General features: G+C 49.5%; 15 protein-coding genes and 1 pseudogene. 4 read left to right on the top strand and 12 right to left on the bottom strand.

Features of this window, described 5'->3' with window-relative positions:
- Positions 1-105 precede the first annotated feature (105 nt).
- A protein-coding gene (locus OAN307_RS15500) for an IS3 family transposase (protein WP_408634913.1) occupies positions 106-1,238 on the top strand; the annotation gives its coding sequence in 2 pieces (ribosomal slippage) (positions 106-373 and positions 373-1,238; 1,134 coding nt in all).
- Positions 1,239-1,280: 42 nt separating this feature from the next.
- Here OAN307_RS15500 and OAN307_RS15495 read toward each other — a convergent pair.
- Entirely contained in the window at positions 1,281-2,528 is a 1,248-nt protein-coding gene (locus OAN307_RS15495; RefSeq protein ID WP_015500579.1) for an IS256-like element ISOan5 family transposase, read from the bottom strand.
- Positions 2,529-2,886: 358 nt separating this feature from the next.
- Between OAN307_RS15495 and OAN307_RS15490 the strand changes: the two genes are divergently transcribed.
- Positions 2,887-3,441: a hypothetical protein gene (locus tag OAN307_RS15490; protein ID WP_015500578.1), complete on the top strand. Its 555-nt coding sequence runs from the start codon at positions 2,887-2,889 to the stop codon at positions 3,439-3,441.
- Between the two features lie 254 nt (positions 3,442-3,695).
- Here the strand turns inward: OAN307_RS15490 and OAN307_RS15485 are convergent, their stop codons facing one another.
- Positions 3,696-4,952 (bottom strand): IS256 family transposase, encoded by a 1,257-nt coding sequence (locus OAN307_RS15485; RefSeq protein ID WP_015500577.1) that lies wholly within the window; start codon positions 4,950-4,952, stop codon positions 3,696-3,698.
- Between the two features lie 219 nt (positions 4,953-5,171).
- Between OAN307_RS15485 and OAN307_RS30200 the strand changes: the two are divergent.
- Positions 5,172-5,302 (top strand): annotated as a pseudogene (locus tag OAN307_RS30200) (IS5/IS1182 family transposase); the annotation flags it as partial.
- Between the two features lie 72 nt (positions 5,303-5,374).
- A complete protein-coding gene (locus tag OAN307_RS15480; protein WP_015500576.1) occupies positions 5,375-6,589 on the top strand; it encodes an IS256 family transposase in 1,215 nt (404 codons plus the stop codon).
- Between the two features lie 349 nt (positions 6,590-6,938).
- Here the strand turns inward: OAN307_RS15480 and OAN307_RS15475 are convergent, their stop codons facing one another.
- From OAN307_RS15475 to OAN307_RS15430, 10 genes are read right to left on the bottom strand one after another with little or no spacing between them, the layout of a single operon-like run.
- Entirely contained in the window at positions 6,939-7,337 is a 399-nt protein-coding gene (locus tag OAN307_RS15475) for a gas vesicle protein K (protein ID WP_015500574.1), read from the bottom strand.
- The gene (locus tag OAN307_RS15470) at positions 7,334-8,056 is read right to left on the bottom strand and encodes a GvpL/GvpF family gas vesicle protein (RefSeq protein ID WP_015500573.1); all 723 of its coding nucleotides are present in this window, start codon (positions 8,054-8,056) and stop codon (positions 7,334-7,336) included. The genes OAN307_RS15475 and OAN307_RS15470 overlap by 4 nt, the downstream gene beginning before the upstream one ends.
- Entirely contained in the window at positions 8,053-8,277 is a 225-nt protein-coding gene (locus OAN307_RS15465; RefSeq protein ID WP_015500572.1) for a gas vesicle protein, read from the bottom strand. The genes OAN307_RS15470 and OAN307_RS15465 overlap by 4 nt, the downstream gene beginning before the upstream one ends.
- The gene (locus OAN307_RS15460) at positions 8,267-9,103 is read right to left on the bottom strand and encodes a GvpL/GvpF family gas vesicle protein (protein ID WP_015500571.1); all 837 of its coding nucleotides are present in this window, start codon (positions 9,101-9,103) and stop codon (positions 8,267-8,269) included. The genes OAN307_RS15465 and OAN307_RS15460 overlap by 11 nt, the downstream gene beginning before the upstream one ends.
- A 12-nt stretch (positions 9,104-9,115) precedes the next feature.
- Positions 9,116-10,186, bottom strand: a complete 1,071-nt coding sequence (locus tag OAN307_RS15455) for a GvpL/GvpF family gas vesicle protein (RefSeq protein ID WP_015500570.1) — start codon at positions 10,184-10,186, stop codon at positions 9,116-9,118.
- 14 nt (positions 10,187-10,200) lie between these two features.
- Positions 10,201-10,539, bottom strand: coding sequence for a gas vesicle protein (locus tag OAN307_RS15450; protein WP_015500569.1), 339 nt, complete (start codon positions 10,537-10,539; stop codon positions 10,201-10,203).
- A gap of 36 nt (positions 10,540-10,575) precedes the next feature.
- A complete protein-coding gene (gene gvpO, locus OAN307_RS26650) occupies positions 10,576-10,941 on the bottom strand; it encodes a gas vesicle protein GvpO (RefSeq protein ID WP_083903029.1) in 366 nt (121 codons plus the stop codon).
- The gene (locus OAN307_RS15440; RefSeq protein ID WP_015500567.1) at positions 10,928-11,182 is read right to left on the bottom strand and encodes a gas vesicle protein GvpG; all 255 of its coding nucleotides are present in this window, start codon (positions 11,180-11,182) and stop codon (positions 10,928-10,930) included. The genes gvpO and OAN307_RS15440 overlap by 14 nt, the downstream gene beginning before the upstream one ends.
- 5 nt (positions 11,183-11,187) lie before the next feature.
- On the bottom strand, positions 11,188-11,982 hold the full coding sequence (locus OAN307_RS15435; RefSeq protein WP_015500566.1) for a GvpL/GvpF family gas vesicle protein: 795 nt from the start codon (positions 11,980-11,982) through the stop codon (positions 11,188-11,190).
- The gene (locus tag OAN307_RS15430) at positions 11,951-12,511 is read right to left on the bottom strand and encodes an Hsp20/alpha crystallin family protein (protein ID WP_015500565.1); all 561 of its coding nucleotides are present in this window, start codon (positions 12,509-12,511) and stop codon (positions 11,951-11,953) included. The genes OAN307_RS15435 and OAN307_RS15430 overlap by 32 nt, the downstream gene beginning before the upstream one ends.
- Between the last annotated feature and the right edge of the window lie 53 nt (positions 12,512-12,564).

Genomic DNA, 12,564 nt, shown 5'->3' with positions numbered 1-12,564 from the left:
CCACAGTTTGTGGCTGACAACTCCAACACACGAATATAAAGAGGTGGTCGCAGGATTTCGGACCAGTAGTTAAGGTGGATCAACTTGTGAAAGAGATGATCCAAAATGACGAAACGAAAGAACCACTTGCCCAATTTCAAAGCCAAGGTTGCGCTTGAAGCGATCCGCGAAGAAATGACGATGGCGGAGTTATCGAAGAAGTACGGCGTTCACCCGACCCAGATCGGCACATGGAAACGCGCGGTGATTGAAAACATGTCGACGGCATTTACGCGCCGAGGTTCCATTCCTGAGCAGGTGAGCATTGCAGACGTTGACAAGCTGCATTCAAAGATCGGCCAGTTGGTGGTGGAGCGGGATTTTTTGGCCGATGCCTCGCATCAATTGCTCGGGACGCGAGGCAAAAAATGGTGAGTAAGGACCACAAGCTGAGTGTCCGCCGTCAATGCAAGCTGCTGACGCTGACCCGATCCCACTTGTACTATGAACCGAAGGGCGAAAGCGCTGAGAACCTACGGTTTATGGAAATCATTGATAAGCAATTCCTCGAAACGCCATGGTACGGGTCCCGCCAGATGGCGCGCTACATGAAACGCAACAACCACAAATGCGGCCGGCATCGCATGCGCCGCCTAATGCGGCTCATGCGTTTGGTCCCGATCTATCAGGAGCCCAACACCAGCAAGAAACACCCCCGGCATAAGATCTGGCCGTATTTTCTTAGAAAAGTCATGATCGACCGCCCAAACCAAGTTTGGTGTGCTGACATTACCTACATCCCAATGCGGCGTGGCTTCCTGTATCTGGTGGCAATCATGGATTGGTACAGTCGCAAAGTCCTTGCTTGGCGGTTGTCCAACAGCATGGACGCGGACTTCTGCGTTGAAGCCCTGAAAGAGGCGCGGGCAAAGCACGGCAAGCCAGAGATATTTAATACGGACCAAGGCAGCCAATTTACCAGTGGTGCTTGGGTCGACGTGCTCACGGATGCAAAGATCAAGATCAGCATGGATGGCAAAGGCGCGTGGCGTGACAATCGCATGATTGAACGCCTATGGCGGTCGCTGAAGTATGAATGCGTCTATCTGAATGCATTTGAGACAGGTTCTGAAATGCGGACTGGGATCGGCAAATGGCTGACCTACTACAACTCTGAACGCCCACATTCGACCCACGGCATATTGACCCCAGATGAGGCCTATGCCAGCAAAACAGAACCAATTAGATTGGCAGCCTAAATGAAAGAGTTATTGTCAAATCTGGTGTTTGAGGGTTGTCGGTCATGCGGCGATCTGGCTGTGGTTGGTGGTTTCAATTCCGTCTTTGAACTTGACGCCTGTGATGACTTTGGCCAGGTAATCAAAGCCGCGTAGCTTCCTCCAGTTTTGCTCTGCGCATTGTCCTAGCTTGAACATCATGTGCAGCATGCCATCGCGTGACAGGCAGCCCTTTGAGCGCTTGGTGCGATGTTGGATCGTGGCGAAGGCCGATTCAATTGGGTTGCTGGTGCGGATACTCTGCCAATGTTGGGCGGGGAAGTCGAAGAATGCCATGAGTTCTTCGCGGTCTTTTTGCAGGCACAGCGCCGCCTTGGGATATTTGGGTTCGTAGATTTTGATGAACAAATCGAACGCCTTTTCCGCATCATCTTTGGTCTCAGCCTGCCAGATGTTGTGGATCGCCGCTTTGGCCTTTGGCTGTGATAGCTTGGGCAGGCAGTTGAGCACGTTCATCGTTTTGTGTTGCCAGCACCGCTGCTGTCGGGCCGTGGGGTAGACTTCATCCATGGCGGCCCAGAACCCCATGGCACCGTCTCCAATCGCCAATTTTGGGGCATTCATTCCCCGGCTTTTGAGGCTGAGCAGAACTTCTCGCCAGCTCTGGGTGGACTCGCGCACCCCGTCCTCAATGGCCAAGAACCGCTTCTTGCCACGGGCTGTGACGCCAACAATTACAAGGGCGCAGAGCTTGTCATCCTCGCCCCGAAGGCCGCTGTGAACGCCGTCAGCCCAGATGTAGACGATTGGCTCATCATCTAACTCAGCGTCTTTCCAAGCCTCGTATTCATTGGCCCAATCGCGTTTTAAACGCGAAACCGTATTTGCTGACAATCCCTTGGCATCAGGGCCCAAGAGAACCTTGAGGGCTGGGGCCATCTCACCGCTGGAAATGCCTTTGAGGTAAAGCCACGGCAAGGCAGCTTCTAAGGTCTTGGTTCTACGCACATAGGGTGGCACCAGGGCCGAGCGGAATGTTACTGGTGTGCCATCCTTCGAGCGGACCTTTGGAATCCGCACGCTCACAGGGCCAATGCCCGTTTGAAATGGGCGAGCCGGATGATGTCCATTGCGCACGACTGCCGCGTGACCGGCATCGGTGCGTAAGCCGGTAAATTGCGCCAGATAACTGACAAGCTCGGCCCCAACTGCTGTCGCTATCAATTGTTGTGCTCCCGTTTTCAGCAACTCCGTCAGCGCGTCCGTCATCCCGTCTCGACGCGCAAAATCAACAATGTTAGTCGTTTCCATGGTGGTGTATCTCCTTCGGTTGGGCTGCTGTCTTCCAACAACAATTCAACCAGATACGCCGCCAACCTTCAAACCACTCAAACACTAGATTCAGTCATATCTCTAAATGAAACCCTGATCCATCTTAACAAGGCTGTAAACTGGTCGACAAACTAGGACCACCTCTCAGGTCAGCTGCGATTTATAGGGGTGCCCTATAGTGTGACCTACCCGAAAGGATGTGTTGTTTAACCGTTTACCTCGTTCGTACTTTGATCGTTCTAGTGCATAATTTGAGAAGAGTAGTGTTCACTTATGATTAAGAACTCAACTTAGGGAATTTAGGATTAATTAATTAATAGATAATGAGGTAAAAACTATGAATACATCTAATTTAGTCATTACAAAGGGTGGTATATTAATGGTTTTTGGTATGTTAATATTTTTAACTTATGCAGTTATATTTTTATTTGTTAGTTTATCAGGTGTTGGATTTGAGATTGGCGTTTATACGCTTAGCGGTGTGACGCCTGCCGAGCTTGACACAATCAATCCCGCCATTATGGCTTATATGAATCACCTCCATGTAGCTGTTTCTGGGTTCATTGCGTCAACTAGTTTCGCGGTCATAGCGTTGGTCTGGTGCGGGGTTCAACGTGGATATTGGTGGGCGTGGTGGGCGGCGATGATTTCACCTTCTGTAGCTTTTATATTGATATCGTCTTTGGATTACGCTGGGGATTTTAAGCATAATTGGGTAGCTCATGCTGGCCCAATTTATTTGGGCATGTTGGTTTTTCTGATTGGTGGCCTGATTACGTTAAACTCATTAACCCAAAGTAAAATTAAACCTAGGATTAAAGTGCGACACATTCCGTCTAGAGAGCGTGAGATGTTGAAATTAACCTTTGATCCAAAAATCCCTTACTCATAGTTTGAATATATTGCAACAATTCACTAGGCGGCTACGACGCTATTCATATGATCGAAATGGCATGTTATAGTGATCACGTTACCAAATGGCCACCAGTGGGGCAAGGTTCGTTTATCCATTCAACCAGTGTAATCAAATTTCCAAAGGCCACTAAATAAATATATTTACGAAATCTTCAGTGAATTTTTACGCCGCCATAGACACTAACAATCTAGGTGCACGGAGTTATGCCCAAAAGTTGGTGACGGCTGTCATCAGGCGGCGTTTTGAAGTTGCTTGATCCCGTCTTTGAACTCAACCCCCTGAATGACTTCGGGCAGTCGGTTTGTGCCGCTGAGCTTTCGCCATTTTTTCTTGGCTGACATCATTAGCTTGAAGACCATGGACAGGGCCGTTTTGCGGCTTAGGCAGCCCTTGGTCTTGCGGGTTCGGTTGCGCACGGTAGCGAAGACGCTCTCGATGGGGTTTGTCGTGCGGATGTGCTTCCAGTGCTCGGCAGGGAAGTCGTAGAATGTCAGCAGCACGTTGCGATCCTTGGTCAGCTTTTTGACCGCACGCTCGTATTTGACACCGTAAGTTTCAACGAACAGGTCGAAGGCGACAACCGCCTCTTTCTTTGTTGCCACCATCCAGATGTCTTGCAGCCCTGCCTTGGCCTTTTCATGCAGGGGCTTTGGCATCGCGCCTGTGATGTTGGCCATCTTGTGGACCCAGCAGCGCTGTTCTTTCGTCGTCGGATACACGTCCCGAAGTGCAGTCCAGAAGCCCAAAGCACCGTCCCCACAGGCCAGATCAGGCGCAATCGTCAGCCCCCGTTTTTGCAAGCTCCGAAGAAGGTCCCGCCAGCTGTCCGCATTCTCGCGGAACCCGTCCATGATACCAAGAACATCCTTGTCACCATACTCATCCGCGCCAATAATCACCAACATACATTGACGATCATCGTCCAGGCGTGGGTTGAAGTAGACACCGTCGGCCCAGATGTAGACGTAGCGCTTTGCCGTCAGATCGCGTTTGCGCCAAGCCTCGTATTCTTCCCACCAGGTCGACTTCAGTCGCGTGATCGTCGAGGCCGACAATCCATCGGCGTCTGGCCCTACAAGGGATGCCAGTGCCTCGCTGAAGTCCCCTGTCGAGATGCCTTTGAGGTAAAGCCACGGTAGCAATTCCTCCACAGACTTTGCCTTGCGCAAATAGGGCGGGACAAGCGACGAGTTGAAACGGACCTTCGAACCATCCGGGTTTTCACCACGATCCCTTACCCGAGGAACCTGAACCGCTACCTTGCCAATCCCGGTCATAACCTCGCGCTCCGGCAGAAACCCGTGGCGCACCAAACGCTGGCGGCCCTCGTCGTCCAAAAGGTGCGCGTGACCGCCCATGAATTCGGACACCTCCGCGCGCACCGCAGTGGCCAGAAGTTCCTGCGCACCTGCTCGCAGAAGATCCGTCAGCGGATCAGGTGAAAAATCGCTTGGTTTTGCGAAGTCGATAACTGTATTCTTGGTCATGTGGCATATCCTTTTCTCAATGAGAATTGCGGCGCTTCAACAACGCCATGATATGCCGCCCATTCGGGCCGTCACCAACTTTCGGTTATAACTCGGTGCAGGTCTCACTAGATTATTTTGTACTACTATGATCTTGTGTTTCAAAGTCCCAAAGATGGGTGGTAGAATGAGGAGTATTTATAAGCTGAGTGACGCACAGATGAGCGGATGTAATCCCGTCTAAGGTGGTGTGATGCACAATTAGAGTATGGTCCACCGAAGGCTTTGTATAACTGCTGGAAGCGCTGGAGTGACAGGGTGTGTTCGCACGGATAATGATGGGGATCGCAGAACAGGGCTCAGATAATAAAAAAAGAGAGTGTCCGATCTTCTGTGTATGAGTAAATTGGCCCATGCTTCATTAACGAAGGAGTATGACGACAATGACGATATCCAAAGATGTATTAGACGAGCTGCTGAGGGGCGTTGGGAACGCGAACGATTTGTTGGGTGAGCAAGGCTTGATGAAGGAGCTGAAGGTCCGACTGATGGAGCGGATGCTTGGCGCGGAACTGACAGAACACCTTGGCTATGAGCCGGACGGTGAACCGGCAACCCTGCAGGACAACCGGCGCAACGGCACCACACGCAAGACGCTGAAGGGCAATGATGGCGCGGTGCCTATCGATGTTCCACGTGATAGAGACGGCAGCTTTCAGCCAGAACTGATCAAGAAGGGCCAAACACGGATCGACGGGATGGATGATAAAATCATTGGGCTTTATGCGGCTGGCCTGTCGACGCGTGATATCCGATCCCATCTTGAGGAGGTCTATGGCCTGCGCGTTTCCGCTGATCTCATCAGCCGCGTCACTGATGCCGTTTTGGCTGAGGTTTCAGACTGGCAAAGCCGCGCTCTGGAGCCGATGTATCCGATCGTTTTCCTCGACGCACTCAGGGTCAAAATCCGAGACGCTGAAAGCCGTCAGGTCAAGAATAAGGCGGTCTACGTGGCCCTTGGCGTCACCCCAGAAGGCGAACGCGAGGTTTTGGGGCTGTGGATTGCCAACAATGAAGGCGCCAAGTTCTGGCTGTCGGTAATGAACAATCTGCGCAATCGTGGCGTCGAAGATATCCTTATCGCCGTTGTTGACGGCCTCAAGGGCTTTCCTGACGCCATCAACGCGGCCTTCCCAGAGACCACAGTCCAGACGTGCATCGTGCATCTGGTGCGGCACTCATTGAACTTCTGCGGATGGAAAGATCGCAAGGAGGTCGCCAAAAACCTGAAACGGATTTACCAGGCTACGGATGATGCTGAGGCGGCAAAAGCCCTTGATGATTTTGAAGCTGAATGGGGCGACAAATACCCCTCCATCGCACCATCATGGCGGCGGGCCTGGCAAGAGGTCATCCCGTTCTTTGCCTTCCCGCCAGCCGTGCGCAAAATTATCTACACGACCAATGCGATTGAAAGCTTAAACAGGGTCATCCGGAAAACAACAAAGACCCGCGGCAGCTTTCCAACCGACGACGCAGCAACCAAGCTAATCTATCTTGCAATCCGAAGCTTCGAGAAGGCTGGCAGATGCGTCAGAGAATGGGTTGCCGCACGAAACCAATTCGCTATCCTATACTCAGAACGGTTCAATAAATGATCCGTCGAAACCGCATGGGCTAAACCTCATACACAGAGTTTCGGATACTCCCTAAAAAAATAATCTCAATTGATGCAACCTACCTAAAAGCATCTTCGCGATCGTCTTACGGTCCTTGTTAAAATATCGAGCCGTTTCTCGGGCTGACATACCGTCCTTCAAACAAGCGCGGCGCACACGATTATAAATATCCACAGAATACATCTCCCGCCCTTCGAATAAACGAAGGACACAAACTGGCGGAATTTTACTCCGCTACAACTGCGCTATGTCGCAGCCGTTTCTGTGGCACATTATTGCTGTGCGTTTTACAAGAAAAATCCTGATAACGTACAATAATATGCCACTGCTATTCTTCGTCGTTCAAAATGTCCTTGAGATCCTGAACCGTTCCAAAATGAAGATTTAGGTCTTCGTTAGAAAGGCCAAAATGGGATTTAAGTTCTACCATTCGCGCTTCAAGACGCATCAATGTTAGGCCAAGTCGTTCAATTTCCGCTTCAGCCAGAGCACCGCTTTCAACTCGGCGGATGGCTTGCTTCTCCATCACTTGCCGGACCGTATCGATGACAGCCAATACGAGCTTTACAAGGTCGTCAGCTGCCGTCTCAGGACTAGTCGAAAGACTTGGAGGCAGTGATTTATTTGGCAACAGATCAGTAGGGTCGCACGAAGCAGAATCTTCCTTACTAGAGTCCGTCAAAATCTTTTTCATCGAATCGAATTGACTGTCACTTGTCGTTTTCATGTCTCACCTTCCACTCCAGACTTTCCAACAAATGAGTAGGGTGCCCATGGTCCAGTACAGGTCACACGGGCATCCAAATTTTGCGCTGCGATATCATTCACAATTTGCACAAAACTCGCGACGTCGTTCCTATTGATCAGGCAGGATGCCTTGAACGGCAACGCCTGAGGCTTATCAATTGGCCAGATGACATCTTTCATAAGCGGGTCAAGACCAGATCGGATAGCACGCCTAACATTTTGCACCAACAACTGCGTCTTATCCGAACCATAGAGGCTTTGCTGCCTTCCCAGCAAATAGGCTGTGCCTTGGGTTATGGCCTGATCGGTATTTTTTTTAGTAACCTTTTGATTAACTTTTTCCCAGTTTTTTCCTGATATGTGTAGTGCAATTTCAACGTTTTCGTTGAGTCTCATCAAATCTTTCATCAATTGTTTCTGCCGCTTTACGATGCCTTCAAGAAGCTGCGTGGCTCCAACTGCAATTGTCCCGAAGCGCATCGGTAGTACCGCGTATCGTGTCATCAAGGCGCTCAGGACATTATCATGTAGCCAGACATTCGCAGCCGATGCTTCGACAGCCGATCGTTCCACGAAACTCACAGCGACTGCAATATCACCACTGACAAGAGCAAACACAGAGGCTTCATCATGCCCATTGGGCAGCGGATCATCAAAGCTGGTCGCCCCAACGATTCCGTAGACATAAAGTCTTTTCATATTTGTTGACCCCTATCGGTTGGCCGGTCAACTAGACTTGCAGCCTTCATCCGCTCCGCGGCGTCCACAGAAGCAACCAGGACTTTCAATCCAACATAAACGAGATCGACACCGGCCAAGGATATGGTCGCTTCGCCCCAAATAACAACACCGGTGCTGAGCGCTCGATCCAACAAATCAGCAAGCGCTAAATCCTGTCCACCTTGTGCCTTATTGGTCATTTACGCCGCCTTCCAACTGTTGGTCAGAAAAACTGTAAGCTGGCCAAGGACCATTCATTTGGTATTCTAAACCATATGGCGCATGGGCCAAACGCAAATCTTCAAGCGATTGCATAAACGCGTCTTCAGTGCCCCGAGCAATCAGATAGGATATGTTACTTAACATGTCATGCTCATGCCCATGTACTGTGGGAGGCTGAAGCTTGACCAAAGCTTCCTCAATAACACTCGGCTCTAACTGTTCTTGAGTCCCAACAACGCACTGTTCGAGAATCTCCTCAACTTCCTCAAGTATCAGGCGTTCTTTCCGGCGACGCAGAAAAAAGGCTTTACCCTCACCCTGCTTCGCAATTTCGCTTTCAAGATCGCTGATCTCAGAACCCGTTCCCCTGACGCGTTGCTTCAACAGCTTCCTATCGCAGAATGTTTTCACACCCCATTCGAGTGCCCCATCAATACGGCCAAGTGCTTTCTGCAATTCGCTGCAACGGCCGCCCAGTGCGGCGATAACACCCGCATCCTCAGTAAAGGCGGCCCCAAACCTGAGCGGCAATATCGTATGTTGGCTAACAATGTACGACAGCACCTGGTGGTGGTTAAGAATTAATCGCTCTGCTGACCGGCTATCCTCTAGAAGAGTTTCGAGATCACTGCCATTTGGCAGTACAAAGTCGCACACGACCGCAGCAATATTACCGAACGGCAGAATCCTTAGAGGGCCATTCTTGACAAGCCCTGCAAGATCACTTCGGGGCATGTCCAAAGCAATATCTGAACAGTTAGTTAGAACGCCATAGGCATAGACAATTGATGTTGCAGATCTCATTTAAGGTTCCTTCTATCCGCCGCTTGAAGGGATATCAGTCGCATAGGCATCTTCCTGCCGCTGCACCGAAACGACTACCGGTCCACCTGCATCGACAAAAGACAACAGCGTCTTGTAGGCGTCGTTAAGCACTGCAATACCCACACTAGAACTTTTGTTGTCCACAACGACATCAGGCGCGATGTCCTGTTGGGTCTGCCTAGCAAGACGATGATAGGCTGAACGAATTTCTTCAAAATTATGGGCGGCGTCGAGTTCCAGAACACAGCAAGCGTGACTGACCTGGGTGGGTTCGATGTAATTGATCTCGACCGTTGCAAAACTGTGCGGTGGCATTGGACCAACACAACGAAACGACAAAGCACCATGAAAGGTGCTGTCCAGTTCATCGAGGCAGCGGTCAAGCGCATCTGCTTGATCCGTGTCAACTAGCAAAGCCAGATTCAAGACTATGCTATCGTTTAGGATTGGGTTGACAATACTGTCAACGCCAAGCGGCAACAGGGCGTCCAATAGAACTTTGCCAGTTTGTGCCCGCTGATGATCAAGAGTTTCTTTCACAAGCCTTCCAACTCGGTCCAGATTTATTGGTCTATCACTCTCCGACGTTGCCACCAGATCTACTTTCAGCTTTACAACAGCAGGCAATTTGGCAATCTTCGCAAATACATCAGCAACATCCCAGGTCACAGTAATCTCGAACTGTGTTTTGCCAGACAAGCCACCAAAGGCAGTAAAAAACTTCTCACGCCCTCTTTCAAGACCGAGCTCAACGCTTTCGCGATCTGGCGCGAGAGTTCCGAACTTGACTGGCAGGACAGGTGCAATCTCAGTAAACCTTTCAACAAGCTGCTGGTGCACCAGCAGTTGTCGCACTAATTCCTGTCGATCTCGGCTGACAGGCTGGTCCTCGGGCGGCACCATTACAACGGCAGTAATCCCCCCCTGCCCAATCAGCTGGATTTCGCCTTGCGCTTCATTGGCGCATTTTATCAGCGCGCTGTTAGACTCCCACTCTGCCACGATTGCACAGACGTAAAGCCCTACGCTTCCGGTCATGTTTTCTTCTGCCACTACGGTCATTTGTGGTGCCCTCACTACTTGTGTCCCTTCATTGGGGTCGTCTGGTTCGATGCCAAAGCTGTTGCAAGAGCGGCCTCAAGGCGATCCATTCTCTCCAACATGGCTGGATCAGCTACTGCCGGTGCCTGTGCTCCAGCCGTGAGGAAAGGATCATGAGCCCACCAGTTGATACCCATTTCCATAGCCTTATCGACCGACGCAATCAGCAGACGCAACTTGATATTGAGCAGTTCAACGCCAACCAAAGAAATTGTTACATCGCCAGCGATGACGATACCTTTGTCTAGGACACGCTCAAGAATATCTGCGAGATTTGTAGCGTTCAGCGAATGCTCCATTTTTCCATCATTCATCAAACTTGCCCTCTTTTTAGTAAGAAATTTTTAGAACTACTCGCCATCATCAATACCTATCTGATTGCGAAGAAAGCGTTGGACTTGCTTGTAACTAATAATTTCTCCTATCCCATCGAGGCTTACTGCATATTCAGCAAGCACATCAGAACTAGAAGGAATTCGAGAAAGTTCTACTAAAGTAATCAAAAGTTCCCAACCGTGTTCTACCTTTTTAATCCCGGTGACACCATCGATTGGGGAAATCCCCATACTAGCAAGCTGGAGCTTTGCTCCTTCAATGATATCAATAAGGCGTGGTATTGGAGGGGGAGCAACAATTTTTTTCGACTGAGGCGTTTGGAGTAGGGACGGTTTTTCGGAGCCTTTAGTAGATCTAGGTGGCGATTTAGACGGAGTCATTTTTCTTTGCCTTTCGTATTTCTTGCAACCGTTTTAATAATACGTCCTCCTTGGCCTCAAAGTCCTTGAGTTCTATTTTTTCAAGGTCAAGAAGAAGCTCAAGTTCTGAAAGTTCTACAAGGATCTTGCTGTCATCATAGATTTCAGCATCTGTCTGATCTTTTATTTGCTCTGCAACCCAGAAAACGCCCTTCATGGGGCCAATCAACGGACTCATAAGCGTGTTTAGAATAATACCCATTATGTTTACACCACCCCCCAATTTACGACGATGTTGACAAAATTGTAGGGCGGAACTGGTCCTACATATTTGAACATCAGGCGATTGCCTAAATCTTGATCAAGTAATTGCACTGCTTTATCAAAATCAGATTCCTTGTTAGCATCCACAAGAAATGCTCCATTCAAAACCATTCGGTCTCCAATGGTCTTATTACTTCTCGACTTGTGGACGTGTTGCCTTATGCGCGAGAGAATTATTTCTTCATCTTCTACCCGTTTTTTTATCATGGCTTGCTCAATTTTTTCACCCAACTGAATCCGCTCATAATAACTTCCGTCAACCGACTTGCCTTCTAAGGCATCTCGCATTTTTCGAATAGAATCGTTCTCACGCAACACTTCTTCAAAGATCATTCCATCGTGCCAAAATGCCTTGATACCCAGTTCTACACGTTTATCAATTTGACCCAGTAATTGCGTGAATTCTTCATGGCGGGGCACCAACAAGCGTTCTTCGATTGCGCCAGCCTCTGGCGCGACCGTGTTGAATCGCACTGGAAGCAGAGTAAACTCCTCCATCAACTCTTCAAGAACGGCGGTATGTGCCATCATGTTCCGACGACTTTGATCGTATTCCATTACCGGTGAGTCGCTGACCACCGCCGCCAACCCCTTATAGGCTATCGTATGGACTGCATCTCCTCGCTCACCGATCCCACGTGCTATAAATTCCCGTTGTTCCCGGCACTTTATTATAGCGTAAAGATACTTGCTATTGATCGTGTTTTCATCTGTCATTCTCACCACTTCCCGTTTCATGCGTCATCTTCTTAACTCGTATTTCCAGCAACCCATAATTGTAGGACTGACTTAGGCTCTTCTTTAAAACGGATTCTGACAGAAAAATTTCTTTGGCATAACTCCGATCACCATTTGTGGTAATTATCAACACATCATCATCAACGCTGGTCACAATCTCACTTTCCAAAACGCCAGGAAGCTCCACTGTAATTACTATTTCGCTGCCTTCGTCAAAAACGTCGACCATTGGCTCTCTCACTTCGTCAACCACAAGCCCCGCTTCACTGGTACGTACATTTCCAAAAGCCTGAACCCGTGGTCCTCCACCGCCAATGCCACTACGGACGCTAAATCCGTAGATGCCACGGGTATTATCACCAAGTCCTTTGATCTGGAATTCACCCTCACTTTCCTTTATCTTCTCACCCGTTTCAGCAAGTTTACTGAGCAAATTGACGAAATCACCCAAGCCACGAAATAGCCCCCCAAGCTCGATTTCTGGCGTATTTTTTTCTGCCTTTGACTTTCCCGTAGTTTTTTTCTTCATAGTTTACCTCTTTATGACTGGGCTACGCTTCACTTAAATTGAGGCGCTCATTG

It is taken from the genome of Octadecabacter antarcticus 307 (genome assembly GCF_000155675.2).
GTDB classification, from domain to species: domain Bacteria; phylum Pseudomonadota; class Alphaproteobacteria; order Rhodobacterales; family Rhodobacteraceae; genus Octadecabacter; species Octadecabacter antarcticus.
The sequence above is the reverse complement of the archived record's forward strand: the minus strand, read 5'-3'. Positions and strand labels throughout refer to the sequence as shown.